At 68.8% G+C, this 24,975-nt stretch carries 24 protein-coding genes and 2 riboswitches; of the genes, 8 read left to right on the top strand and 16 right to left on the bottom strand.

Features of this window, described 5'->3' with window-relative positions; translation table 11 throughout:
• Nucleotides 1-40: 40 nt before the first annotated feature.
• Entirely contained in the window at nt 41-838 is a 798-nt protein-coding gene (locus A6B37_RS01530; RefSeq protein ID WP_111824707.1) for a DUF2242 domain-containing protein, read from the bottom strand.
• 205 nt (nt 839-1,043) lie between these two features.
• Nucleotides 1,044-1,136: riboswitch (glycine riboswitch) on the top strand.
• Nucleotide 1,137: 1 nt separating this feature from the next.
• Nucleotides 1,138-1,229: riboswitch (glycine riboswitch) on the top strand.
• A 46-nt stretch (nt 1,230-1,275) separates the two neighbouring features.
• Here A6B37_RS01530 and A6B37_RS01525 point away from each other — a divergent pair.
• The gene (locus tag A6B37_RS01525) at nt 1,276-2,502 is read left to right on the top strand and encodes a D-amino acid dehydrogenase (protein WP_102772300.1); all 1,227 of its coding nucleotides are present in this window, start codon (nt 1,276-1,278) and stop codon (nt 2,500-2,502) included.
• A gap of 12 nt (nt 2,503-2,514) precedes the next feature.
• On the opposite strand, the gene A6B37_RS01520 is transcribed toward A6B37_RS01525, so the two are convergent.
• From A6B37_RS01520 to A6B37_RS01510, 3 genes are all read right to left on the bottom strand, one after another.
• A complete protein-coding gene (locus A6B37_RS01520; RefSeq protein WP_111824706.1) occupies nt 2,515-3,831 on the bottom strand; it encodes an amidohydrolase family protein in 1,317 nt (438 codons plus the stop codon).
• Between the two features lie 66 nt (nt 3,832-3,897).
• The gene (locus tag A6B37_RS01515; protein WP_102772302.1) at nt 3,898-4,680 is read right to left on the bottom strand and encodes an alpha/beta fold hydrolase; all 783 of its coding nucleotides are present in this window, start codon (nt 4,678-4,680) and stop codon (nt 3,898-3,900) included.
• On the bottom strand, nt 4,677-5,555 hold the full coding sequence (locus A6B37_RS01510; RefSeq protein ID WP_111824705.1) for a fumarylacetoacetate hydrolase family protein: 879 nt from the start codon (nt 5,553-5,555) through the stop codon (nt 4,677-4,679). The genes A6B37_RS01515 and A6B37_RS01510 overlap by 4 nt, the downstream gene beginning before the upstream one ends.
• Nucleotides 5,556-5,816: 261 nt before the next feature.
• Between A6B37_RS01510 and A6B37_RS01505 the strand changes: the two genes are divergently transcribed.
• Nucleotides 5,817-6,671 (top strand): AraC family transcriptional regulator, encoded by an 855-nt coding sequence (locus tag A6B37_RS01505; protein WP_111824704.1) that lies wholly within the window; start codon nt 5,817-5,819, stop codon nt 6,669-6,671.
• Nucleotides 6,672-6,679: 8 nt separating this feature from the next.
• On the opposite strand, the gene dmpG is transcribed toward A6B37_RS01505, so the two are convergent.
• The 5 genes from dmpG to A6B37_RS01480 form a co-directional block, all read right to left on the bottom strand.
• Nucleotides 6,680-7,714, bottom strand: coding sequence for a 4-hydroxy-2-oxovalerate aldolase (gene dmpG / locus A6B37_RS01500; RefSeq protein ID WP_111824703.1), 1,035 nt, complete (start codon nt 7,712-7,714; stop codon nt 6,680-6,682).
• Nucleotides 7,715-7,726: 12 nt separating this feature from the next.
• A complete protein-coding gene (locus A6B37_RS01495; protein WP_111824702.1) occupies nt 7,727-8,635 on the bottom strand; it encodes an acetaldehyde dehydrogenase (acetylating) in 909 nt (302 codons plus the stop codon).
• Between the two features lie 43 nt (nt 8,636-8,678).
• Nucleotides 8,679-9,962 (bottom strand): TRAP transporter large permease, encoded by a 1,284-nt coding sequence (locus A6B37_RS01490; RefSeq protein ID WP_102772307.1) that lies wholly within the window; start codon nt 9,960-9,962, stop codon nt 8,679-8,681.
• Nucleotides 9,959-10,441: a TRAP transporter small permease gene (locus tag A6B37_RS01485; protein ID WP_102772308.1), complete on the bottom strand. Its 483-nt coding sequence runs from the start codon at nt 10,439-10,441 to the stop codon at nt 9,959-9,961. The genes A6B37_RS01490 and A6B37_RS01485 overlap by 4 nt, the downstream gene beginning before the upstream one ends.
• Nucleotides 10,442-10,564: 123 nt before the next feature.
• Nucleotides 10,565-11,587: a TRAP transporter substrate-binding protein gene (locus tag A6B37_RS01480; protein ID WP_102772309.1), complete on the bottom strand. Its 1,023-nt coding sequence runs from the start codon at nt 11,585-11,587 to the stop codon at nt 10,565-10,567.
• A 192-nt stretch (nt 11,588-11,779) separates the two neighbouring features.
• Between A6B37_RS01480 and A6B37_RS01475 the strand changes: the two genes are divergently transcribed.
• Nucleotides 11,780-13,210 (top strand): FAD-binding oxidoreductase, encoded by a 1,431-nt coding sequence (locus tag A6B37_RS01475; RefSeq protein WP_111824701.1) that lies wholly within the window; start codon nt 11,780-11,782, stop codon nt 13,208-13,210.
• A 21-nt stretch (nt 13,211-13,231) separates the two neighbouring features.
• Here A6B37_RS01475 and A6B37_RS01470 read toward each other — a convergent pair whose 3' ends face one another.
• The 7 genes from A6B37_RS01470 to A6B37_RS01440 all read right to left on the bottom strand — a co-directional run bounded on the left by A6B37_RS01470 (nt 13,232) and on the right by A6B37_RS01440 (nt 21,112).
• Nucleotides 13,232-14,062 carry an IclR family transcriptional regulator gene (locus tag A6B37_RS01470; protein ID WP_246842345.1) on the bottom strand — a complete coding sequence of 277 codons (831 nt, stop codon included), beginning with the start codon at nt 14,060-14,062 and terminating at the stop codon, nt 13,232-13,234.
• 95 nt (nt 14,063-14,157) lie between these two features.
• Complete coding sequence (gene nadB / locus A6B37_RS01465) at nt 14,158-15,717, bottom strand: L-aspartate oxidase (RefSeq protein ID WP_111824700.1); 1,560 nt, start codon at nt 15,715-15,717, stop codon at nt 14,158-14,160.
• A 22-nt stretch (nt 15,718-15,739) separates the two neighbouring features.
• Nucleotides 15,740-16,792, bottom strand: a complete 1,053-nt coding sequence (gene nadA, locus A6B37_RS01460; protein WP_102772313.1) for a quinolinate synthase NadA — start codon at nt 16,790-16,792, stop codon at nt 15,740-15,742.
• A gap of 117 nt (nt 16,793-16,909) precedes the next feature.
• A complete protein-coding gene (locus A6B37_RS01455) occupies nt 16,910-17,407 on the bottom strand; it encodes a transporter suffix domain-containing protein (RefSeq protein WP_111824699.1) in 498 nt (165 codons plus the stop codon).
• A gap of 13 nt (nt 17,408-17,420) precedes the next feature.
• Nucleotides 17,421-18,488, bottom strand: coding sequence for a DUF2955 domain-containing protein (locus tag A6B37_RS01450; protein ID WP_111824698.1), 1,068 nt, complete (start codon nt 18,486-18,488; stop codon nt 17,421-17,423).
• The gene (locus A6B37_RS01445; RefSeq protein ID WP_111824697.1) at nt 18,478-19,584 is read right to left on the bottom strand and encodes an HlyD family secretion protein; all 1,107 of its coding nucleotides are present in this window, start codon (nt 19,582-19,584) and stop codon (nt 18,478-18,480) included. The genes A6B37_RS01450 and A6B37_RS01445 overlap by 11 nt, the downstream gene beginning before the upstream one ends.
• Entirely contained in the window at nt 19,577-21,112 is a 1,536-nt protein-coding gene (locus A6B37_RS01440; protein ID WP_111824696.1) for a TolC family protein, read from the bottom strand. Before A6B37_RS01440 ends, A6B37_RS01445 begins: the two co-directional genes overlap by 8 nt.
• Before the next feature lie 352 nt (nt 21,113-21,464).
• On the opposite strand from A6B37_RS01440, the gene ppk2 reads away from it, so the two are divergent.
• From ppk2 to A6B37_RS01415, 5 genes are all read left to right on the top strand, one after another.
• The gene (ppk2, locus tag A6B37_RS01435) at nt 21,465-22,283 is read left to right on the top strand and encodes a polyphosphate kinase 2 (protein WP_102772318.1); all 819 of its coding nucleotides are present in this window, start codon (nt 21,465-21,467) and stop codon (nt 22,281-22,283) included.
• Nucleotides 22,284-22,419: 136 nt separating this feature from the next.
• A complete protein-coding gene (locus A6B37_RS01430) occupies nt 22,420-23,148 on the top strand; it encodes a TerC family protein (RefSeq protein ID WP_102772319.1) in 729 nt (242 codons plus the stop codon).
• A 103-nt stretch (nt 23,149-23,251) separates the two neighbouring features.
• Nucleotides 23,252-23,704 (top strand): SRPBCC family protein, encoded by a 453-nt coding sequence (locus A6B37_RS01425; protein WP_102772320.1) that lies wholly within the window; start codon nt 23,252-23,254, stop codon nt 23,702-23,704.
• Nucleotides 23,705-23,761: 57 nt separating this feature from the next.
• A complete protein-coding gene (locus tag A6B37_RS01420) occupies nt 23,762-24,208 on the top strand; it encodes a DUF1801 domain-containing protein (RefSeq protein ID WP_168202098.1) in 447 nt (148 codons plus the stop codon).
• 153 nt (nt 24,209-24,361) lie between these two features.
• Nucleotides 24,362-24,952 (top strand): hypothetical protein, encoded by a 591-nt coding sequence (locus A6B37_RS01415; RefSeq protein WP_246842344.1) that lies wholly within the window; start codon nt 24,362-24,364, stop codon nt 24,950-24,952.
• Nucleotides 24,953-24,975 lie beyond the last annotated feature (23 nt).

The following is a 24,975-nucleotide window of genomic DNA, read 5'->3' as shown; positions in this document are numbered from 1 at the left end:
GGCAATTTGCGCTACGGCAAAGCGGCGGCCCGGAGCGGCCTTACTTGGCGGCGTCGGCGCCTGCCGGCGGCGGGCTGCCCGCCGGCGCCGCCTTGCTGTCCGAAGGCGCGGCCGCCTTGCTGTCCGCGGGCGCGCCGGTCTTGCCATCCGCGGGCGCGGCCTTGCCATTGGCGGCCGGCGTATCGCTGGCGGCCGCCGGGTTCAAGGTGTCGGCCGGCGCATCCGGCGACACCGCGGGCTCGGCCGGCGCGGGCTTGGGCGGCGTCTTGCCGCGTCCGGCCGGCGCCGGTTGCGGCGCCGAAGCGGCCTGCGCGTCCGGCAGGAAGCGCTGCAACAGCTGGAAAAATCCGTCGTAGAACTTGGGCCGCGCCACCGTCTGGCTGGCGGTCTTGACCAGCGAATCGTCGCTGGCGCCGAACGGCATGGACACCTGGCCCAGCACGCTCACGCCCACGCTGGCCGAATTGGCGGTGCGCTTGATCGAATAACGGTCCTGCACCGCGGTGGCGAACACCGTCGAGCGCTCGTTCGACGCGCCATCGGCGGCGCATTCGATATTGAAGCTGATCTGCGTATGCTGGCCGTCCTCGGCCTGGAAATTCTTGTGCCCGGTCACGCGCGCCGACTCGAAGCGGTCGATCAGGTAGCCCTGGCTCAGCAAGGCGCGCCGGCCCGCGTCGCAGGCGGCCGCGCTGCTGGCGGCGACGCTGCGCGAGTAGGTGTCGTTCTGGGTGAAGTCCTCCTTCTCATACGCGGGCTTGGGGGAGGAGCATCCGGCCACGGCGCCCGTCAGGGCGGCGAGCAGGATCAGGGACGAACGGCGGGTGATACGAGGCATGTATGGGCGTCCGCGAGCCGGCGGCTTGCGGCAGTGTGATGCGTGAACGTCGGTTATAGCGCATCCCCCCGCCTCAAGCCTTTACCAGGAATGAACAGTTCAACAGAGAGGTAACAGGCGATATAACAGGGACAAAACGAACGGCTACTGGGACTAACCCCTGGTCCCACGCCGCCGGATTTTGGCTATTCTGCCCGCGTCGATCCAAAACCTCGCAGAAGAGACCTGCCCGCCGCGGCAGGCGCCGACGGAGCAACCGCCCCGGAAACTCTCAGGCAACCAGGACTGCGCGGTCTAGACAATCTGGAGAGCGGCGCCGCGCGCGCCCACCGAAGGGGAACCCGCCGCCTTCCGCGCGGCGCGTGAAACTCTCAGGTACCAAGACAGATGGGGTGCTGCGGCCGGGTGGCCGCGGCCACCCTACCCTTGGAGCGACCATGCCCCGCATCGCCATCATCGGCGCCGGCATCACCGGCGTCACGTCCGCCCATGCCCTGAACAAGCTGGGATTCGACGTCACCGTCTACGACCGCCAGCGCTACCCCGCCATGGAGACTTCCTACGCCAACGGCGGCCAGCTGTCGGCCAGCAACGCCGAGGTCTGGAACAGCGTGTCCACCATCATGAAAGGCCTGCGCTGGCTGGGCCGCCACGACGCCCCGCTGCTGCTCAATCCGCGTCCGGGCTGGCACAAGTATTCCTGGCTGGCCCAGTTCATCGGGCAGATCCGCAACTATCGCCAGAACACCATCGAGACCACCCGCCTGGCCATCGAGGCGCGCCAGCACCTTTACGCCATGGCCGAAGAAGAAGGCATCGATTTCGACCTGGAGCGCCGCGGCATCCTGCATATCTACCACGACGCGGCCAGCTTCGACACCGCGCGCCGCGCCAACGCGCTGCTGCGGCAAGGCGGGCTGGAGCGCTACGAGGTGACCGCGGAAGAAGCGCGCCGCATCGAGCCGGCCCTGCAGACCGCCTGCCACGCCGGCTTCTACACGCCGTCGGACGCCACCGGCGACATCCACAAGTTCACCAGCGGCCTGGCCCGCGCCTGCCAGCGCCGCGGCGTGCGGTTCGTGCAGGACGCCGACATCACCGCCATCGCGCACGAGGGCGGCGCCTACCGTCTGGACCTGGCGGCAGGCGCGCTGCCGGCCCGGCAGGAATCGGCCGACGCCGTGGTGATCTGCGCCGGCGCGGCCAGCCGCCAGTTCGCGCGGCAGCTCGGAGACTCGCTCAACATCTATCCGGTCAAGGGCTATTCGATCAGCGTGCACCTGGACGACGAGGCCAGCCGCGCCGCCGCGCCCTGCGTGAGCCTGCTGGACGAGGCCGCCAAGATCGTCACCAGCCGCCTGGGCGACCGCTTCCGCGTGGCCGGCACGGCGGAATTCAACGGTTTCAACCTGGACATCCGCGCCGAACGCGTGCAGCCGCTGGTGGACTGGACCCGCCGCCACTTCCCCGGCGTGCGCACCGCGCGCGTGGTGCCGTGGTGCGGGCTGCGCCCGATGACGCCGAACATGATGCCCAGGGTCGGCCCCGGCAAGCGGCCGGGGGTGTTCTACAACACCGGCCACGGCCACCTGGGATGGACGCTGTCGGCCGCGACCGCCCAGATGCTGGCGGCCAGCGTCCAGGCGGGCATGGGCCGGGCCTGAGCCCTGCGGCGCTCAATGCGCCGCGACCGCTTCCCTGCTGTCCTGCTCGACGGCGCGCGGCGGCGCGCCTTCCGCGCCCGGCGGGCAGGCGTTCTTGCAGATCCGCCCGTCCTTCATCACCAGGCTGATGCGGTCCGGGTCGATCAGCAGCGACAGGTCCTCCAGCGGATTGCCGTCGACCATGACCACGTCCGCCAGATAGCCGGGACGCAGCATGCCGAGTTCGTGCGGCCGCTGCATGATCTCCCCGCCCAGCCGGGTGGCCGACACCAGCGCCTCGGTGGGCGTCATGCCGACATAATCCACGAAATACTGGAGATCGGAGGCGTTGGTTCCGTGCGGCATCCAGGCGAAGCCATAGTCTCCGCCAGGCAGGATGCGTATGCCGCGCCGGTGCATCTTGCGCAGCGATTCGGCGGCGATCTCCAGTTCGCGCTTGTAGCCCATCTGCTCGGCGGCGGCGGGCGTGATGCCGTAGTCGGAAGCATGGAAGGCGGTGCGAACCAGCCAGCCGATGCCCGGCGCCACGAAGTGCCTGTCCTTGTTGGCTTCCAGCATGTCGAGCGCCTCTTCGTCGGCGAAGCTGGCGTGATAGATCATCTCGATGCCGTGCCGCACGCATTGCTTGACCGATTCGCTCGAACGCGCGTGCGCCGCCACGCGCTTGCCGAAACGCTTGGCCTCGGCCGCCAGCATGGCGATCTCCTCTTCCGAGAACGGCGACATTTCGGCCGGCAGCCCGGCGATGTACTCGCCCGACAGATTGATCTTCAGGTGGTCGACGCCGTACTTGATGAAGGTGCGCGCCGACCGCCGGATCTCTTCGGGGCCGCTGCAGACGCTGCCGAAGCTGAGTTCATCGAACGGCATGTGCGGCAGCGTGTTGTCGCCCAGCGCGCCGATCGTGGTGATCTCCTGGCTGCCCGCCAGGTAGCGGGGGCCGGGGCATTCCCCCGCGTCGATCGCGTTGCGCAGCACCACGTCCAGGCGCGGCTTGGCGGCCGCCGCGCCGACGGCCGAGGTCCAGCCCATCTCCAGATAGCGCTTGGCCACGCGCACGCACCAGAGTATGTGTTCCTCCGGCGGCATGAACTGGATGGCGGCGAGCGAGGGCTGGTCGTTCCACGAGAAATGCGTGTGCGCCTCGGTCATCCCGGGCATCAGGAAGCGGCCGCGGCCGTCGATGACGCGCGCGCCATCGCGGCTCACCTGCCGCGGCGCGCGCGCGACCTCGGCGATGCGCGCGCCGTCGATCAGCACCTCGCCCTTGAACACGGCTTCGCCGCTGCCATCGAAGATGGCGACATTGGTAATGGCAATTCTGGACATGACAAGTCTCCTCCGGCCCGCGCCGCGGGCCGGCTTTCTTATGTTGAAACGCCAGGAAAAGAGCGGCTAACGCTGCGCCGCGTAGAACTCCCGCAGGGCCTGCACGCAGGCCTGGGGCTGTTCATAGGTCGTCCAGTGTCCGCAATCGCCGAACACCACGTAACGGCTTGCCGCGATGCGGCCGGCCAGCGCCTCGACGTTGGCCGGCGGCGCCACGCCGTCCTGGTCGCCGGTCACCAGCAGCGCCGGCACGTCCAGCGATTCCACGGCGGCGGGCTGCGCGCCGGCCAGCGCCTCGCAGCTTTGCGCATAGCCTTCCGGCGGCTGGCGCATCACGCTTTCGCGCACCAGCGCCAGAACCGCGGGCTGATCCTGCCTGGTCCGGGCGCTGGTCGCGCCCTTGACGATGGCGTCCGCGATCTCCTGCATGGCCGCGTCGCCGCCGCGCGCCAGCTCGGCGCGCGCGCGGATGCCGGCGCGTCCGGCGTCGGGCGGCGCGGCCAGCGGCCCGAACAGGGCCAGCGACCTGACCCGGCCGGGGTGCGCCACGGCGAAATGCTGGGCCACGATGGTGCCCAGGGAATGCGCGGCGATGTGCAGCGTATCGATCTTCAGTTCCGCCAGCATGCCGGCCAGCGCGTCCACGTAGGTCTGGATGGACAAGGGCTGCGAACCCAGCGGCGAGCGCGCGCTGCCCGGCAGGTCCGGACGGATGACGCGCAAGCCCTCGAACGCGCCCATCACCGGCGTCCAGGTGTTGGAAGAGCCGCCCAGGCCGTGTATGCACAACAGCGCCGGCCCCTCGCCGTCGATTTCCACCGCCAGACCGTTGACGTAGTTCGTGCTCATGCTTGCTCCTCGACAAACGTGTTCTCGATGACGCCCAGACCCTCGACCTCCACGCGCACCACGTCGCCGGCGGCCAGATAGCGCGGCGGCTGCATGCCCATGCCCACGCCCGCGGGCGTGCCCGTCGCGATCACGTCGCCGGGATACAGCGTGATGCCGCGCGAAATCGTTTCGATCAGGAACGGAATGTCGAAGATCATGTTCTCCGTGGGTCCGTCCTGGCGCAGCTCGCCGTTGACCCAGCAGCGCACGCGCGTGCGCGTGCCGTCGAACTCGTCGGCGGTGGCGATCCACGGCCCCATGGGGCAGAACGTGTCGAACGATTTCCCCATGTCCCACTGCTGGTGGCGCATCTGCACGTCGCGGGCGGTGACGTCGTTGACGACCGTATAGCCGAACACGTGCTCCAGCGCCCGGGCGCGCGGGATGTTCTTGCCGCCCTTGCCGATCACGACCGCCAGCTCGGCCTCGTAGTCGATCTGCGACGAGACGCCGGCCGGCAGCAGCACGTCGTCGCGCGGCCCCACCACGCACTCGGGCACCTTGGTGAAGACGATGGGCCAGGACTCGGGATTCGCGTCGTTGTCCTTGAAGACCGAGGCCGACAGCTCCTTGGCGTGGGCGTGGTAGTTGCGTCCCACGCACCACAGGTTGCGGCGCGGCCTGGGCAGCGGGGCCAGCAGCCTCGCCTCGGCCAGCGGCAGCGCCGCTCCCGTTGCGGGCAGTTCGCGGCCCGCGGCCAGCAGGTCGATCACGGCCTGGGCGCCCAGGCGCTTGCGTTCCGCGTCGAACGCCAGGGGCGCCACCGTCGCGCCATCGGCGGACACCAGTCCCACTTCCTGGCTGCCGTTCAATATAAAGCTAGCAATGCGCACTACCGTCTCCTTCTTCTACCTGAACAGTCCCGCGGCGGGCCCGTGGCGCGCCGGCAGGTTCAGAGGACTTTATAGGCGCCGGCCGCGGCGCGCTTATCGCCGGGTGCGCGGACTTATCGCAGAGTCAGATCTTGTGCTAGGTGAATACACCTACGCCGGATTCGCGCGCAAACGCCCATAAAATTCCCGCAGGCGCCGCCGCCGCGCAACGGACTCGCCCAGCTGGCTCGCAAGGCGAGGACGAAAAGACAGGAGACGGAGATGCAGGAGACTTATGCCTTGCACGAAGGCGCGTTCGGCCGCGCCGTCGTGCTGGAACTGCGCGATGACCTGATCGCGCACGCGCACGCCGAAGTGCAGCTCGCCCTGTGGCTGGGCGGCTCGCGGGCGCAAGGCCGCGTCGGCCAGACCGTGGTGCCCTACAGCGAAAACCTGGCGCTGGGCGCCAACCCCTACGAGTCGCACGACGCGCGGCTGCTCGAACGTTCGGGCCCGGCGATTTTCCTGGTCCTCTACGTCGCCAAGCCCTGGCTGGACGAACGGCGCGCCGCCACCGGCCGCCCGTTCCATTTCGACGCGCCCGGCGTGCCCATCGACGCCGCCGTGCGGCAGAGCTGCTGGCGCCTGCTGGACAAGATCGTCGCGCCGCACCAGCACCCGGGCGCCGATATCGACGCCGAGGTCGAAGCCCTGCTGCTGGCCGCGATCGAATCGTCGGCCGGGCCGGACCGGGCGCCGCGCCCGGTCTCGCCGGCGCCCGCGCTGGACCGCCGGCTGCGCGCGGCCATCGCCTATATGCGCCAGCACGTCCACGAGCCGATGGCCGTGGAGGACGTCGCCAGCCGCGTCGGACTGTCGCGCGGGCACTTCTTCGCGCTGTTCCGCGACCAGCTCAACACCACGCCCCAGGTGTTCTGGAGCGCGGTGCGCGTGGAGGAAGCCGTGCGCCTGCTGGCGCACCAGAAGCAGCCCCTGACCTCGGTGGCGCTGGATCTGGGTTTCTCGACGCCCGGCAATTTTTCGCGCTTTTTCCGCGAGCACATGGGCGTGTCGCCGTCGCGCTTCCGGCGCGCGGCGACCGGGCCGGCGCAGCATCTGCTGACCGGCGTCGACTGAAGCCGCGCTCAGGCGGCCGCGGCCTGCTTCTGGCGCAGCAGCGACAGCGCCGTGTCCTCGATCATGTCCTCCTGGCCGCCGATCATGCCGCGCCGGCCCATTTCGACCAGGATCTCGCGCGCGGGCACGCCGTACTTCTGCTCGGCGCGCTTGGCGAACAGCAGGAACGAGCCGTACACGCCGGCATAGCCCAGCGTGAGCGCGTCGCGGTCGATGCGGATCGGGAAGTCCATGATGGGCACCACGCGGTCTTCGGCCACGTCCTGGATCTTGAACACGTCCACGCCGGTCTCCACGCCCATCAGGTCCAGCACCGACACCAGCACTTCCAGCGGCGTGTTGCCGGCGCCCGCGCCCAGGCCCGCGGCGGCCGCGTCGATGCGTACCGCGCCGGCCTCGATCGCGGCGATGCTGTTGGCCACGCCCATCGCAAGATTGTGGTGGCCGTGAAAGCCCAGCTCCGTCTCGGGGCGCAGCGCGGCGCGCACCGCCTCGATCCTGGACTTGACGGTATGGGGCAGCAGATGGCCGGCCGAGTCGGTGATGTAGATGCAGTTGGCGCCGTAGCCTTCCATCAGCTTGGCCTGCCGCACCAGTCCCTCGGGGCTGTTCATGTGGCTCATCATCAGGAAGCCCACCGTGTCCATGCCCAGCTTGCGCGCCTCGCCGATGTGCTGCTCCGAGGTATCGGCCTCGGTGCAGTGCGTGGCCACGCGCAGCGTGTGCACGCCCAGCGCGTGGGCGCGGCGCAGGTCGTCGACCGTGCCGATGCCCGGCAGCAGCAGCGCCGACACCTTGGCCTGCTTCATCTGCGGCACCACCGCCGCGAGGTACTCCTCGTCGGTGTGCAGCGGGAAGCCGTAGTTGACCGACGCGCCGCCCAGGCCGTCGCCGTGCGTGACCTCCAGCATCGGCACGCCGGCCTCGTCCAGGCCGCGGGCGATGGACACCATCTGCTCCAGCGTGATCTGGTGGCGCTTGGGATGCATGCCGTCGCGCAGCGTCATGTCATGCAGTACGACTTTCTTGCCTTTCAGTTCCATGTTCCTGATCTCCTAGTTTGCGGCCGGGACGGCGGCGTCGGCCAGCATCTGTTCGGCGAACATTTCGGCGCTGCGCACCGCCGCCGCGGTCATGATGTCCAGGTTGCCCGAGTACTTGGGCAGGTAGTCGCCCAGGCCCTCGACCTCCAGGTAGACCGACACGCGCCTGCCGTCGAACACCGGCCCGTTGACCAGCCGGTAGCCCGGCACGTACTTCTGCACCTCGGCGATCATGGCGTGTACCGACTCGCGAATTCTGTCCTGGTCGGGCTCGGTCTCGGTCAGGCAATGGACCGTGTCGCGCATGATGAGCGGCGGCTCGGCCGGATTGAGGATGATGATGGCCTTGCCCTTTTTGGCGCCGCCGATGCGTTCCACGGCGCCGGCCGTGGTGCGGGTGAATTCGTCGATGTTCTTGCGGGTGCCGGGGCCGGCCGAGCGCGACGACACGGTGGCCACGATCTCGCCGTATTCCACCGGCTGCACGCGCGAGACGGCGTAGACCATGGGAATGGTGGCCTGGCCGCCGCAGGTGACCATGTTGACGTTGTTGTGCCCGCCGCCCAGCAGGTCCTTGAGGTTGACCGGCGGCACGCAGTACGGGCCGATGGCGGCCGGCGTCAGGTCGATGACCTTGACGCCGCGCGCGGTGAGCTTGTCCGAGTTCTCTTTGTGCACATAGGCGCTGGTGGCGTCGAAAGCGAAGTCGATGCCGTTCTCTTGCAGGTGCGGCAGCAGGCCGTCGACCCCGTCCGAGGTGACGCGCAGGCCCATTTCCCGCGCGCGCTTGAGCCCGTCGGATTGCGGGTCTATGCCCACCATCCAGACCGGCTCCAGCACCGGGCTGCGCTGGAGCTTGGCCAGCAGGTCGGTGCCGATGTTGCCCGAGCCGATGATGGCGGCCCGCAGTTTGCGTGACATGGTTTACTCCTTGATGATTGAACGAAAGAACCGCCGCGCCGCCTCAATTGCCCATCAGGCCGAGCGGCGCCAGGGACAGCCCGGGCACGTAGGTGATCGCCAGCAGGGTGGCGATCATGGCCACGATGAAGGCGATGGAGCCGGCCGCCGCCTTCTCCAGCGCAACGCCGCCGATGCGCGCGCCGACGAACAGGTTCACGCCCACCGGCGGGGTGACCATGCCGATCGCCAGGTTGACGATGATCACGATGCCGAAGTGCACCGGGTCCACGCCCACCGCCGTGACCACCGGCAGCAGAATCGGCGTCAGGATGATGATGGCGGCGATGGTCTCCATGAACATGCCCACGAACAGCAGCAGCGCGTTGATCAGCAACAGGATGACGATGGGGTTGTCGGTCAGGTGCACGATGTAGTCGGCGATCACGAACGGGATGCGCTCGATCGCCAGCACCCGGCCGAAGATGGTCGCGGTGCCGACGATGACGATCACGGTGGCCGAGGTCAGCGCCGAACCGGCGATCACCTGGTACAGCCCCTTGAAGCTCAATTCCTTGTGCACGAAGGCGCCCACCACGAAGCCGTACAGCACGCCCACGGCGGCGGCCTCGGTCGGCGTGAACACGCCGCCGTAGATGCCGCCCAGGATGATCACCGGCGCCAGCAGCGCCCACTTGGCGTCCCATACCGCGGCCGCGATCTCGGCGCCGCTGTAGCGCCGCTCCGAACCGCGGTAGCCGTGCTTGCGCGCGCTGAGGTAGGCCACCACGATCAGCGCCACGCCGATCAGCAGGCCGGGAATGATGCCCGCCAGGAACATCTTGGTGATCGACACGTTGGCCGACACCGCATAGATGATCATCGGGATGCTGGGCGGGATGATGATGCCGATGCTGCCGGCCGCGGCGATCAGGCCGACCGAATAGCCCTTGTCGTAGCCCTGCTGGGCCATGGCCGGCAGCATGATGCCGCCGATCGCGGCCACCGTGGCCGGCCCCGAGCCGGAGATCGCGGCGAAGAACATGCAGGTGACGATGGCGATGATGGCCAGCCCGCCCGTATAGCGCCCGAACAGCACGTTGCCCACGTTGAGCAGGCGGCGCGACAGCCCGCCCTGCCCCATCAGGTCGCCGGCCAAAATGAAGAACGGCACCGCCATGAGCGGGAAGGAATCGATGGAGGTCACCAGCCCCTGGGCGATGTAGCTGCTGCTGACCTTGCCGCTGTAGATCAGCGCGACGGCCGAGGCCAGGCCCAGCGAGATGGCGATGGGGACGCTCAGTATCAGGAGCGCCAGAAAGCTGCCGAACAGCAATAGCGAAATCATGCGCGGCCTCCGTGGCGCAGCGCGCCCAGTTCAACGAAGATGCTTTGCACCAGCCGGAAGATCACCAGTGCGAAGCCGACGGTGGGCGCCAGGTAGATGACGCCCATCGGCAGGCCCAGCGAGGACGAGGTCTGGCCGAACTTGAAGATCTTGAGCGTCAGCGCGTAGCCTTCCTTGACCACCATCGCCGCGAACACGATGAAGAGCGCGTGCGACAGGATCACGAAGCCCGCCTTCAGCCTGCCGGGCAGGCGCGACACCGCCGCCTCCACGCAGATGTGCGCATTGCGCTTGACGGCGTAGCTCACGCCCAGATAGGTGGCCCAGATGAAGCAATAGCGCGCCAGTTCCTCCGACCACGCCAGGGAGCTGTCCATGACGTAGCGCATGAACACCTGGGCGCAGATCAGCAGCGACATGGCCGCCAGGAGGAACACCGTGAGCACTTCTTCCAGGTGCTTGTCTAGAAATTTCCACATGATTGCGTCGTTCCGAAGACGGCCGGCGCGCGGCCGGCCGCGCCGCCGCGATGCGCGGCGGCGGCTTGGAGGCGCGCTTTGCGCGCGCGTTGGAAGGGTTCCGGCGCCCGGCGCCGGCCGGGCTCAGCCGCCGGTCTTGCCGGTTTCGGCCACGATGCGGTCGACGATGTCGCCGCCGACCTTCTTCTTCACCATTTCCTGGATGGGCCCCATGCGGCTGGAGAACGCCGCCAGCTCTTCGGGCGTGAGGCTGGTGAAGGTGACCGTGGGCATGGCGGCCTCGGCCTTCTCATCGGCCTTTTGCGCCAGTTCGCGCTGGTAGGCGGTGGTGTCCTTGACGGCCTGCAGGAACGCCTTCTTGTCGGCGTCGCTGAAGCGCTCGTAGACCTCGGGATTGATCAACAGCGGCCACGGCGAATACACGTGGTTGGTCTTGGTGATGTACTTCTGCACTTCGTTGAACTTCATGTCGTAGAAGAGGTTGATCGGCCCCTCCTGCGCGTCGAACGTGCCCTGCTGCAGCGCCGTGAACAGTTCGCCGAAGGCCAGCGGCGCGGGGTTGGCGCCCTCGGCCTTCCAGGCCGCGATGTGCACCTCGTTCTCCATGGTGCGCATCTTCATGCCTTCCAGGTCGGCCGGCGACTTGATCACCTTCTTGCTGTTGGTCAGCTGGCGAAAGCCGTTTTCCCAGTAGGCCACGCCCTTGATGCCGACCTTGTCCAGGCTGGCCAGCAGGCCCTGCCCGATATCGCCGTCCAGCACCCGATAGACGCTGGCCCGGTCCTTGAACAGGAACGGGATATCCAGCGCGAAGAATTCCTTGTTGAAGTTGCCCAGCACCGCCGAGGACACGAAGGTCATGTCCACGTTGCCCAGCTGGATGCTTTCCACCAGTTCGCGTTCGCTGCCGAGCTGCGAATTGGGAAAGATCTCCATCGTGATGCGCCCGTCGGTCTTGGCCGCGAGTTCCTTGGCCAGGTGTTCCAGGGCCTGGTGGCCGGTGTTGCTGGTGGAGGCGGCGTGGCCCGCCTTGAGCACGATTTTTTCGGCCGCCTGCGCCCGGCCCGCAAGGCCGGCCGCGCACAGGGTCGTCGCCGCGGCGATGGCCGCAAGCCGGAACAGCTTCGTGGTGATGAGATTCGTCATTGGTTTGTCTCCAACGCTGCGCCGCTCCCGTGGGAGGCGGCATGTTCTTGTTCGGGTGAATCGGGCTGGGAATGCCGTAGGCGCATTCTAGATTGATGCTAGAATTTTTTCAAATAATGATAGATGCTCTCAACATATGAGAATAAAGGCCGGGCACTCCGGCCATTCCACAACCGAAAGAGGAGTCCCTGCATGAACATTGCGGCATCGGAAACAGCGTCCGCCCCCTGGAACCCTGAAAGCATGCTGGCCGCGCTGCGCGCCGACGCCGGCATCGGCGAAGTGCTGGCGGGCGCCGACATCGAGGCCCGGTTCCTGAACGACTGGAGCGGCGAGGAAGGCGGCAGGCCACTGGCCCTGGTGCGTCCGCGCGACACCGCCGAGGTCGCGCGCGTGCTGGCGCTGTGCCACGCGGGACGCTGCCCGGTGGTGCCGCAAGGCGGGCTGACCGGCCTGGCCGGCGGCGCCACGCCGATCGAAGGCTGCGTGCTCGTCTCGCTGGAACGCATGTCCGGCGTGGTCGAACTGGACCCCGCCTCCGCCACCATGACCGTGCTGGCCGGCACGCCGCTGCAGGCCGTGCAGGAAGCCGCGCAGGCCGCCGGCTTTCTGTTCGCGCTGGACCTGGGCGCGCGCGGCTCCTGCCAGATCGGCGGCAACATCGCCACCAATGCCGGCGGCAACCGGGTGATCCGCTACGGCATGGCGCGCGACCTGGTGCTGGGGCTGGAAGCCGTGCTGCCCGACGGCACCGTGCTGTCCATGATGAACAAGATGGTCAAGAACAATGCCGGCCCCGACCTGAAGCATCTGTTCATCGGCACCGAGGGCACGCTGGGCATCGTCACCCAGGCCGTGCTGCGCCTGCATCCGGGCGTCTCGGGCGCCAATACCGCGCTGGTGGCCGCGCCCGATTTCGGCTCGGCCATCAAGCTGCTGCGCCATGCGCAGCACCGCCTGGGCGGCCGGGTCAGCGCGTTCGAGGTGATGTGGCAGGACTACTATGCCGCGGCCACCACCGCCGGCGGCATCGCCGCGCCGCTGCCGGCCACGTATCCGCTGTACGTGCTGCTGGACCTGCAGGCGGCCGCGCCCGAAGAGGACGCGGCGCGCTTCGAGGCGGTGCTGGAGCACGCGCTGGCCGAAGGCTGGATCGCCGACGCCGCCATCGCCCAGTCCCACGCGCAGGCCCAGGCCTTCTGGGAGCTGCGCGACGCCATCTCCGAGATGCTGCGCACTTTCGCGCCCACCATCAACTTCGACGTATCCGCGCCCATCTCGCGCATCGAGGAATGCGTGGCCCGGATGCGCCAGGCGCTGGCGCGCGATTTCCCCGACGTGCGCGCGATCTACTTCGGCCACGTGGGCGACGGCAACGTGCATATCGTGGTGGGGCCGCTGCCGGCCGACGGCCGCAAGACCGAAGCGCGCATCGAGGCCGCGTTCTACGACATCGTGCGCAGCCTGTCGGGATCGGTCTCGGCCGAGCACGGCATCGGGCTGCACAAGCGGCCGTGGCTGCACTACAGCCGCAATCCGGCGGAGCTGTCGTTGATCGCGGCGATGAAGCGGGTGCTGGACCCGCACGGGATCATGAATCCGGGGAAGATTCTGGCGGTTTGATAACGGGGCGGTTGGCGCCGCCTACCCCTGGCTGCTGCCCAGCTCCGCGCTGATCCTGCGGGCCGTCTCGCATACCACCGGCGCCAGCGCCTTCATGCGTTTTTCATCCATGTATTCGAGCGTGCTGGACACGCTGATCGCGGCGACGGTCTTGCGGCTGCCGTCGCGGATCGGCGCGGCCACGCAACGGATGGACGGCTCGTCCTCGCCGGTGTCGTAGGCGTAGCCGGCCTGCGCGTAGCCGCGCATCAGCTTGATCCACGCGGACTTGGACACAGGCAGGCGCAGCAGATGGCGCTGCTGTTCGTAGATGGCTTCCCACTCTTGCTCGCCCGCGTCCAGCAGCAGCGCCTTGCCCACGCCGGTGGAGATCAGCGGCTTGCTGCCGCCGATGCGCGAACTGATCTCGATGGCGCGGCGGCTGGATATCTTGTCCAGGTAGATCACCAGGCCGTGGTCCACGGTGGCCAGGTGCACGGTGTCGGAGGTCTTGTCGGCCAGGGCCTGCAGCATGGGGCGCGCGATGCGCGTCAGCTCCACTTCGGAATACGCGTGAAAGCCGAGCTCCAGCAGCTTGCGGCCCAGCCGGTAGCCGCGCTGCGGGTCGCGCTTGAGGTAGTTGCGCCGCGCCAGCGCCAGCACGATGCGATGCACCGTGCTGTAGGTCATGCCGGTGTGCTGCGCGATTTCCCCCAGGTCGCCGATGCCGGCGGCGACCGATTCGATGATGTCCAGGCCGCGGATCAGCGTCTGGCTGGAACCCGGTTCCGGGCGCGCGGCCTGGTCGTCCGACTTGGCCGCGGACTTGGCCGCTGACTTGGCCGTGCTGGAGGAGGTCTTTGCTTGCTTCACCTGTTTCACCCTGACGCGGCATGCCATGCCCGCCGCGCATCCCGTTCGGCCAAGACGCCCTTGCTCGACGATGAGCGGGCTTGGCCGCCGGTATTCTACGGTATTGCAAGCGCCGCGGCGCAGTGCGCGTCGGCGGTTTCGGCCGGCGGGCGATCGCGGTTGAAGTGCGCGCCCCGGCTCTCGGCGCGGGCGCGCGCCGCGGCCACGATGAGGTCGGCCACCAGCGCCAGATTGCGCAGCTCCAGCATTTCCAGGCTGGCGCCCTCGCGCTCGAAGCGCGCCTGCATTTCGGCGCGCAGCGCGCCGGTGGTTGCGGCCGCGCGCCGCAGGCCCGCATCGCTGCGCACCACGCCCACGTCGCGGCTCATCACTGCGCGCAGCTCGTGCCGCAGCCGCGCCAGGTCCGCGGCCGGCGGCGCGACGGCCGCCGCGTCGCCGGCCAGTTCCAGTCCGCCCGCCGGGCCGGACGCCGCGCCATGCAGCAGGATGTCCCGCGCCGCCGCCCTGCCCGTCACCACGCACTCCAGCAAGGAATTGCTGGCCAGCCGGTTGGCTCCGTGCAGCCCGGTGCAGGCGGCCTCGCCGACCGCGTACAGCCCCGGCAGATCGCTGCGGCCGGACACGTCGGCGACCACGCCGCCGCAGGTGTAGTGCGCGGCCGGCGCGACGGGAATCGGCACGGCGGCCATGTCGATGCCCAGCGCCAGGCAGCGCGCGTGGATGGTGGGAAAGTGCGCGCGCAGGAATTCCGCGGGCTGGTGGCTGATGTCCAGCTGCACGCAGTCCAGCCCGCGGCCGGACATCTCCGCCTGGATGGCGCGCGCCACGATGTCGCGCGGCGCCAGTTCGGCGCGCGGGTCGTGCGCCGGCATGAAGCGCTCGCCGCCGGGCAGGCGCAGCAGGCCGCCCTCGCCGCGCACCGCCTCGGAAATCAGGAAACCGTCGGCCTGCGGATGATGCAGGCCGGTGGGATGGAACTGCGTGAACTCCAGATTGGCGACGCGGCAGCCGGCGCGCCACGCCATGGCGATGCCGTCGCCGGTGGCGGCCGGCGGCGCCGTGGTCGTCCGATAGACCTGGCCCGCGCCGCCGCTGGCCAGCACCACGTGCGCGGCGGCGGCGTCGAACACCCGCGCGCCGCGCAGATCCAGCAGGCGCACGCCGCGGCACGCCGCCGGCGCGCCCGGCAGCAGCAGGTCCACGGCGCAATGCCGCTCCAGCAGCGTGATGCCCGGCGTCGCGCGCGCCCGCGCGCCCAGCGCGGCCACGATGGCGCGGCCGGTGGCGTCGGCCGCGTGCGCGATGCGGCGCTGGCCGTGCCCGCCTTCGCGCGTCAGGTGCAGGCCGCCGGAATCGGCGCTGAACGCCACGCCTTGTTCGCGCAGCCAGTCGATGGCGCCGCAGGCCTGCCCAATGATGGCGCGGGCTGCGGACGCATCGCACAACCCCGCGCCCGCCACGAGCGTGTCGCGCACGTGCGCCTGCACGCTGTCGCCGGCGGCCAGCGGCGCGGCGATGCCGCCCTGCGCGCGGTTGCTGGCGCTGTCGGCCAGCCCGCCCTTGGACACCAGCGCGACCCGCCGGCGCGGGGCCAGCTCCAACGCCGCGGCCAGGCCCGCCAACCCGCTGCCGATGATGATGACGTCGAATTCCATGCGCCCGTTCTCCGGTTAGAAATCAGGCCGGACCGACGCGCGCGTACAGCGCGCCGTCGCGGGCCAGGTCGCCGCTGGCCTGCACGCGGCGCTTGCGCCGTTCGGCGAAATCCAGCATGCGGTCGATGGGCCGCTTGGCGCGCAGGCCCAGCGCCGGGTCCAGCAGGATTTCATTGCGCCCGTGTTCCAGCGCGTCGGCCAGGCTGGACAGCGCGTTCATGGCCATCCAGGGACAGTGCGCGCAGCTCTTGCAGGTGGCGCTGTCGCCCGCGGTCGGCGCGGCCAGGAAAGTCTTGCCCGGCGCCTGCGCGCGCATCTTGTGCAGAATGCCCTGGTCGGTCGCCACGATCAGGGTGTCCGTATCCAGCCGGCGGGCGGCGTCGATCAGCTGCGTGGTGGAGCCGACCACGTCGGCCTGCGCCAGCACCGGCTCGGGCGACTCGGGGTGGGCCAGCACCCGGGCCTGCGGATGTTCGGCCCGCATCAGTTCCAGCTCCACGCCCTTGAACTCGTCATGCACCACGCAGGCGCCCTGCCACAACAGCATGTCGGCGCCGGTCTGGCGCTGGACGTAGGCGCCCAGGTGGCGGTCGGGCGCCCACAGGATCTTCTCGCCGCGCGCGTGCAGCGCGGCGATCAGGTCCAGCGCGATGGACGAGGTCACGACCCAGTCCGCCCTCGCCTTCACCGCGGCGCTGGTGTTGGCGTAGACCACCACGGTCCGGTCGGGATGGGCGTCGCACCACGCGGCGAAGTCCGCGGCCGGGCAGCCCAGGTCCAGCGAGCAGGTGGCTTCCAGGTCCGGCATCAGGATGCGCTTGTCCGGGCTCAGGATCTTGGCGGTCTCGCCCATGAAGCGCACGCCCGCCACCGCCAGCGTGCGCGCCGGATGGTCGCGCCCGAAGCGCGCCATTTCCAGCGAATCGCCGACGCAGCCGCCGGTCTGCTCGGCCAGTTCCTGCAGGGCCGCGTCCACGTAGTAATGGGCCACCAGCACCGCGCCTTCGCGCGCCAGCAGCGTGCGCACGCGGTCGGCGGCGGCGGGCAGGTCAAATTCGTTGGACCGGGCATTCATGGGCGTCTCCGTCACAATATACTCATTTTGAGTATTTGTGGATCAAAAAAAAGGGCACGATTTATGCTAGTGTTGAGCATAAATCGTGTCAACCCGTTTTTGCCCGGATGCGGGGGGCTACGCCGTCCTCACGAACAGCGCCCGCAGCTTGCTCCAGAAGTCCCCGCCCAGCACGAAAAAGCTGGCGATCAGCATCACGTCGCCCAGCACCTGCAGCTGCCACATATTGGGCCTGAGGCCGGGCCACAGCTGATCCACATAGGGCTCCAGCATCGAGGTCAGGATGGGAATCAGGAACATCGCCAGGCCGATGGCATGGCGCACCGGACCCACCTTCTGCACCGGCGCGAGCCGTTTGGCATGCCCGAAGACGATGGCCTTGAGCTGCTGGAAGCCCTCCTTGCCCATCACGGCCACGCAGGTCAGCAGCAGCACCTTGTTGGCGATGAAGATGGTGCCGGTCAACGCGGCGATGCGCGAGCCCGGCACGTCGAGGGCGGCGGCGATCGGGATGAGGAACCAGAGCGCGAAGGCCAGGATGAAAAGCGCGATTCCGCACTTGAAGCGCCACCCCGCCCTGGGAGCGGCTTGAGACGTGTTTTCCGGCGATGACATGGCTGACTCCTCTTCAGGTGTCTGAATAAGCCGGGACTGACGGCCCCGGCGGACGTGGCGCGCGGCGGCGCGGTTCGAACAGCCGCAGCATCAGGCAGGCGTACAGCGTGACGGCGATGAACAGGCCCATGCGCACGGCGAAGGCGGTGTAGACGTCCTTGCCCGCGACGCTGTCCTGCACCGACTGGCCGAGCAGGATGACCAGCGTCACCAGCGTGTTGAGCCAGAAGCTCGGCGGATGCCGGGTGGGACTGAGCCGGTACAGCTTGCGCGCGGCCAGCAGGCCGAACAGCAGCATCCACAGAAAGAACATCCAGAGGCTGACGCACAGGCTCAGCGCGCACCAGAACAGCACGGCCAGCAGCCCGCCCAGCAGCGTGGAGCCGAGCAGTTCGCGCGCCGCGCCGTGCGCCGCCGTGACGCAGGCCTGCCGCCCCAGGCTGACCGACTTCAGAATGATGGGCATGTAGCCCAGCGGATCGGTCAGCGCCAGCAGGAAGGCGGGCATCACGACCAGCGTGGCGCGCAAGGCCATCCGGGCGGCCTGGTCCGGCGGCAGGACCGGCGCGGCCGGCGGCTTGGGCGCCAGCGCCGGCTCGCGGAACAGCCAGTGACAACAGCCCAGCACGGCGACGGCCGCGAGCAGGCCCTTGGCCAGCGCTTCGACCGCCAGCGCCGCCAGCCGGAAATCGATGGTGCCGGCCGCGGCGATGATGGTCAGCCCGATGATCAGGAACATCGTGAGCACGCCGTTGGCCCCGCGCATGCCGGCGCGAAACGCCAGGAACAGACAGAGGCCGATGAGCAGCACGCCGGCCAGCGGGTAATAGCGCAGCAGCGGGCTGAGCAGCAGCCCGGTGGCCGTGGCCAGCCCGACCGCCGCCACCAACCCCAGCCCGGCCCGGGCCGACAAGGGCTGGTTCATGCCGGCCAGCAGGAACACGCCCAGCACCGGCGCGACCATCGGTATGGGCAGGTCCAGGCCGAAGCCGATCGCCACGCACAGCGCGACGCCCACGCCCAGGCGCAGGGCGCGCACGCCGCGCGGATCGCGGCCGTCGGCAATGGCGTCAGTAGGCATAGGAAAGCCAGCTCATCAGGCGCAGATAGGCGCGGCCCAGCAGGTTGAGCGGATTGCCGGAGCTGGGAAACGCCATCACTTCGGCCTGTCCGCCCACGCGCACGTCGCGCAGTTCGGGCAGGTCGTCCCGGTCGAACTCGACGATGACCGGAAAGCGCTGCGCCGGGCGCAGCCAGTCGCGGCTGTTCTGCACCGTCGGCAGGCCGCCCGGCGGCGTGCCCGGGCCGACGTTGACGCCATAGCCCACGCTGCGCACCCGGCCGTCGAAGATGCGGCCGGGACGCGCGTCCAGCACGATGCCCACCGGCGTGCCCGGCTCGATATGGCCGAGGTTGTTCTCGGTCATCTCCGCGCTGATCCAGACGTCATGGATCGGGATCAGCGTCATGACGGCCTTGCCGGCGGCGGCGAACTGGCCGACGTCGGTGCGCAGGTCGGTGATCAATCCGGGCGAACTGGCGCGCACCCGCGTGTTGGCCAGGTCCAGCTCGGCCTTCTGCACGGCGGCCGCGGCGCTGCGCAGCCTGGCGTTGTCCTCGTCGCTGCCGCCCTCCTGCTCGCGCGCCCGCTGCACTTCGGCGCGCGCCGCCGCGACCTGGCTGACGGCCTGCTCCAGGCTGGCGCGGGCGATCTCCAGCCGGCGCAGCGAGACCGTGCCGCGGTCCTCGCGGTACAGGCGTTCGAGCCGGCCGCTGTCCTGGCGCGCCTTCAGTTCGTTGGCCTGCGCGGCCCGCAGCGAGGCCTGGGCCGAATCGATGCCGGCGGTGCTGGCGCCGATCTGCCTGCGCATGGATTCCAGGTCCGCGCGGGCGCGCTCCAGCGCGATGCGGTACTGCTCCGGGTCCACGTCGAACAGCACGGCGCCAGCCTGCACGTCCTGGTTGTTGCGCACGTAAACCTTGGTCACGCGTCCCGACACTTCCGGCGCCACCGCGATGACGAAGGCCTCCACCCTCGCCTGCTGCGTATACGGGGTATAGCGGTCGGCCAGCAGATACCAGGCCAGGCTCAGCACGATGAGCAGCGCGACCCAGCCCACGCCCTTGCGGGCAGGGTCGGACGGCGCAGGCGCGGCGGCGGGCTGCGGTTCATTCATCGGCTTTCCCCTTCTTCGCGAGCGGCGCGGCCTGCGGTTCGGCCAGCAGGTCGCCCCAGTCGGTGCGCCGCTCCATCTGTTGCCGGGTGGCCGCGTCCAGCACCGGCTCGCCGGTGTGCCAGCCGCCGCCCAGGGCCTTGTACAAGGCGATCAGGTCGCCCACCGCGCCGCCGCGGTTGACCACGTAGGCGTCCTGCTGCGAGGCCACGGCGCGCTGCGCGTCCAGCACGCGCTGGAAGTCGGTATAGCCCTCGCGATAGAGCGCGTTGGCCAGCGCCAGCGAACGCTCGGCGGCCTGCGCCGACTGCTGCAGGATGCGGTCGCGCTCCACGGCCTTGATCAGGCCGCTGGCGGCGTCGTCGGCCTCGCGCGCGGCCTCGCGCACCTCGTCCTGGTAGGCGACGATCAGCTGCTGCAGGCGCGCGTCCTGGACGCGCACGTTGTTCTGCAGCCGGCCGTGGTCGAACACGTTCCAGCTCAGGCTGGGTCCGGCCAGCAGGGCCGCGCCGCCGCCGGTTCCGGCCAGCGAAGTGGCGGTCCAGGCGATGCTGCCCAGCAGGGTCAGCGAGGGATAGAGGTCCGCCTCGGCCACGCCGATCTGGGCCGACTGCGCGGCGATGCGCAATTCCGCGGCGCGCACGTCGGGCCGGCGCAGCAGCAGGTTGGCGGGCACGTCCTGCAGCACCGCGCGGTCGACCAGCGGGACGACCGCCTCTTTCTCGGCCAGTTGCGGGATGGGGCCGGGCGGGCGGCCGATGAGGACGGCCAGCGCGTTGCGCGCGCGCATGATCTGGCTTTCGAACTGGGGAATGGTGCCCAGCGTGCTCAGGTACTGGGTCTTGGCCTGCTGCAGGTCCAGCTCGTCGGTCTCGCCGCTGGCGTACAGGCGCTGCGTGATCTCGTAGCTGCGCTTCTGGATGGCGGCGTTGCCGCGGGCGATGCGCAGCCGCGCCTCGGCGGTGCGCAGCGTGTAGTAGCTGTCGGCCACCTGGGCATGCAGCAGCACCAGCACGTCCTCGCGGTTGGCCTGGGCCTCGAAATACGCCGCGTCGGCCGACTCGATGGCGCGACTGAAACGCCCCCAGAAATCCAGCTCCCAGCCGATATCGAATCCCGCGCTGTACTGCCAGAAGCTGCTGGGCTGCGGCGTGCCCAGGGCCGAGCGCGAGGCGCGATGCGTGTACAGGGCGTCCGCGCCCGCCACCTGGACCTGGGGATAGAGCCCGCTGCGGGCGATGCCGAGCTGGGCGCGGGCCTCCATGATGCGCAGGCCGGCAATGCGCAGCCCGCCGTTGCCGGCGTCGGCCTGGCCGATCAGGTATTCGAGGACGGGATCGTCGAAGATGCGCCACCACTGGCGCGCGTCGGGCTCGACCCCGGCGCGGGTGGCCTGCTGCAGCGCCGGCGTGTCCCAGCCGTCGGCCCAGAACGCGTGCTGGGGCTGGAAGTCCGGCCCGAGTTTCATGCAGCCGCCCAGGCAGAACACGCCCATCAGCAGCAGCCGATTCGTACAAGTCCGCAGCGACATCGATGGATATCGGATCGATCAGAACCTAGCCGCAACGGCGCGCGCGGCGCCCGTGGACCCGGCTCGGCGGCCTGGCATTTTCAGCCGGGCGCCCGGGCCGGGCGGTCAAAATCCAAAGAAGACGGGTCTCCTGGTCTGGATGCCGCGATTGCATGACGGAATGTCAACTTGCGCATCGATTCTAGGAGCCTTTTTTGCTTCCCGCCAGAGGGGTGTGGACAGGAAGAGACGAGGGTCGGGATGACCCCGTTGCGCCGATGTACAAAACCCGCCGTCCGGCGCTAAATTCGATTGCGCGCCGCGACGCGCGACGCGCACGCAGGTTTCCAGCCATGCACTCCGGAGTGCCGCCATGAACGCTCGAAAGAAGGCAGAAAAGGATAAAAAGTCGGCGCCGGCCAGGCTTTCGGCCAAGGAGTACGACCGTGAGCTCGAACGCCTGCACGTCGAACTGGTCAAGCTCCAGGAATGGGTCGTGCGCACCGGCGCCAAGGTCTGCATCCTGTTCGAAGGGCGCGACGGCGCCGGCAAGGGCGGCACCATCAAGGCCATCACCGAACGCGTGAGCCCGCGGGTGTTCCGCGTGGTGGCCCTGGCCGCGCCGTCCGACCGCGAGAAAACGCAGATGTACATACAGCGCTATCTGCCGCATCTGCCGGCCGCGGGCGAGGTCGTGATCTTCGACCGCAGCTGGTACAACCGCGCGGGCGTCGAGCGCGTGATGGGCTTCTGCTCCGAAGAAGACGTCGACAATTTCCTGAAGGCCGTGCCGCTGGTCGAGCGCGCCATCATCGGCTCCGGCGTGCTGCTGCTCAAGTACTGGCTGGAGGTCAGCCAGGAAGAACAGACGCGCCGGCTGCAGGCCCGCATCAACGACGAACGCAAGATCTGGAAGCTGTCGCGGCTGGACCTGGACTCGTACAGCCGCTGGTACGACTATTCGCGCGCCCGCGACGATATGTTCGAGGCGTCCGACACCGACGTTTCGCCGTGGCACGTCGCCCAATCGGACGACAAGAAGCGGGTGCGCCTGAACATCATCCGCCACCTGCTGGCCAGCATTCCGTACGAGTCCGTGCCGCGGCCCAAGGTCAAGCTGCCCAAGCGCCAGAAGCCGGGCGACTACCGCGAGCCGGACCGTCCGGTAAGGCAGGTGCCCGAGCTGTACTGAGGGCCGCGCATAACCATGAACACAGCGCCAGTACTGGCCGCCCGGGCCGCGCGCTTGCCTAGAATGGTTGAAAAATCCGCAGCGGCGGCAACGCGTCGCCTACTGCGCCCCATCGTTTCTTCGCGGCGGGAGACTTATGCTCGAGGCCATCGAGACGTTCCATTGGGGCGCCATATTCCAGATCGTTCTCATCGACATCCTGCTCGGCGGCGACAACGCCGTCGTGATCGCGCTGGCCTGCCGCAATCTGCCGCCGCGGCAACGAATGCGGGGCATACTCTGGGGCACGGCGGGGGCCGTGCTGTTGCGGGTGCTATTGATCGCCTTCGCGCTGGTGCTGCTGGACATCCCCTTCCTGAAGGCCCTGGGCTGCCTGCTGCTGGTATGGATAGGCATCAAGCTGCTCGCCCCCGAGGAAGACGCGCACGGCAACATCGCCGCGGGCACCAGCGTGCTGTCGGCCATCAAGACCATCATCCTGGCCGATTTCGCGATGAGCCTCGACAACGTCATCGCCATCGCCGGCGCGGCGCAGAACGCCCAGGCCGACCACCAGCTGTATTACGTCATCTTCGGGCTGTGCGTGAGCGTGCCCATCATCGTGTGGGGCAGCACCCTGGTGCTCAAGCTGATCGACCGCTTCCCCATCGCGGTGACCTTCGGCGCCGGGCTGCTGGGCTGGATCGCCGGCGGCATGCTGATCACCGACATCTTCATCGTCGAGCGCTGGGGCGAGCCGGCCGCGCCGCTCAAGCTGGGCGTGGAGCTGGCGGGCGCGCTGCTGGTCATCGTGGCCGGCAAGTGGCTGGCCGCGCGCCGGCGGCGCAAGCGACCGGCCCGCGGCGAATCGGCCTCGACTTCGTAACGGTTTGTGGATTTCCAGGGTTTTCCCCTAGGCCTGCCGTGTCGATTTCCGCTTCACTGGTACGTCGTGTCAGTACGCAAACTCTTCGAAAGGCGGACTCACCATGGCTACCGGTACTGTCAATCTCCATCGCGTCATGCGCACCACGCCCGATCGCCTCTATCGGGCCTTCCTGGAACCCGACGCCGTCGCGCGCTGGCTTCCCCCCTACGGCTACACCTGCCTGGTGCATCAGCTCGACGCCCGCGTCGGCGGCGTGCACAAGATGGCGTTTCGCAATTTCGGCACGGGCCACAGCCACGATTTCGGCGGCGAATACCTGGAACTGATCCCCAACCAGAAAATCCGCTATTCGGACCGGTTCGACGATCCCAGCCTGCCGGGCGACATGCAGACCAGCGTCACGCTGCGCCAGGTATCCTGCGGCACGGAAATCACCATCCGCCAGGAAGGCATTCCCGAGGCCATCCCCACGGAGATGTGCTACCTGGGCTGGCAGGATTCGCTGGACCAGCTCAGGCGCCTGGTCGAGGCCGAGATGCCCGACGATGCCTAGCCGCATCGCGGGATTAATGCTCCAGGTCTAATCCATGCATGCGCCAGGATGCCGAACATGACCGATAAGCGAGCCGCCAAAAGCGCCTCCGTTGCCCCCGGACAGCCCGTGCTGCTGTCCGGCGGCAATCCCCAGATCCCCAAGGGCGAAGGCGACGCGCCGGTGCAGGCCTATATCGCGGCCATGCCCGGCTGGAAGAGCGCGCTGGGCCGGCGCCTGGACGCGCTGATCGTGCGCGCCGTGCCCGGCGTGCACAAGGCGGTCAAATGGAATTCGCCGTTTTACGGGGTCGAGGGCCAGGGCTGGTTTCTCAGCTTCCATTGCTTCACCCGCTACGTGAAGGTGGCCTTCTTCCGCGGCGCTTCGCTGAGTCCAATTCCGCCGGGCGCGTCCAAGCACCCCGCGACGCGCTATCTGGACATCCACGAAAACGATGCGCTGGACGAGGCGCAGTTCCTGGACTGGGTCAGGCAGGCCAGCGAACTGCCCGGCGAACGCATGTAGGACGCCGGCGATTGCTACGCATGGCGGATTTCATCCTTGGGTATGCGTCCCGGCGGCCGATGGACGAGCGGCCCGACATGCTTCATCCTGGACGACAGACAGAAATAGACACCGTTCGCGTCTTGATACTCACTGTGGCGCGGCAAACGCGCAATGAGCGTGCTCAAGCTCAAGGGTTGGGGAATCAAGATGAACATCCTGCTGGCGTTCGCGCCCTTCATCGTGTTTGTCATCATCGAAAGGGCTGTCGGGGTGCTGGAAGGATTGGCCGCTGGCGCGATCGTATCGGCCGGGCTGGTGCTGCGCGACTGGATCAGTCCGGAGCGCCGCGTCAAGCTGATGGAGACCGGCACCTTCGTGCTGTTCGCCGGGCTGACGCTGTACGCGCCCATGGTCGACGGCGAATCCTGGACCATCTCCGAGGCGCGCCTGCGGGTGGACACCGGGCTGCTGTTCATCATCCTGCTGACCCTGGCGCTGCGCCGGCCGTTCACGCTGGCCTACGCGCGCGAAAAAGAACCCGAATACGTCTGGAAGGCCCGCAGCTTCGCGCGCATGAAATACGCGATCGCCGCCGCCTGGGCGCTGGCCTTCGCCGTGATGGCGGCGACCGACGCGCTGCTGGTCTACCGCCCGCAGCTGCCGCAGGGCATCGCGATCGCGGTGACGCTGGCCGCGCTTGCGGGGGCGATGAAGTTCACCGCGTGGTATAGAGACCGGATGTGGGCGACAACGTCCAGATAGCTTGGTGCGGACCGATGGGTTAC

The sequence above is a fragment of the Achromobacter sp. HZ01 genome, from assembly GCF_003267925.1.
GTDB classification, from domain to species: domain Bacteria; phylum Pseudomonadota; class Gammaproteobacteria; order Burkholderiales; family Burkholderiaceae_B; genus Achromobacter; species Achromobacter pulmonis_A.
The sequence above is the reverse complement of the archived record's forward strand: the minus strand, read 5'-3'. Positions and strand labels throughout refer to the sequence as shown.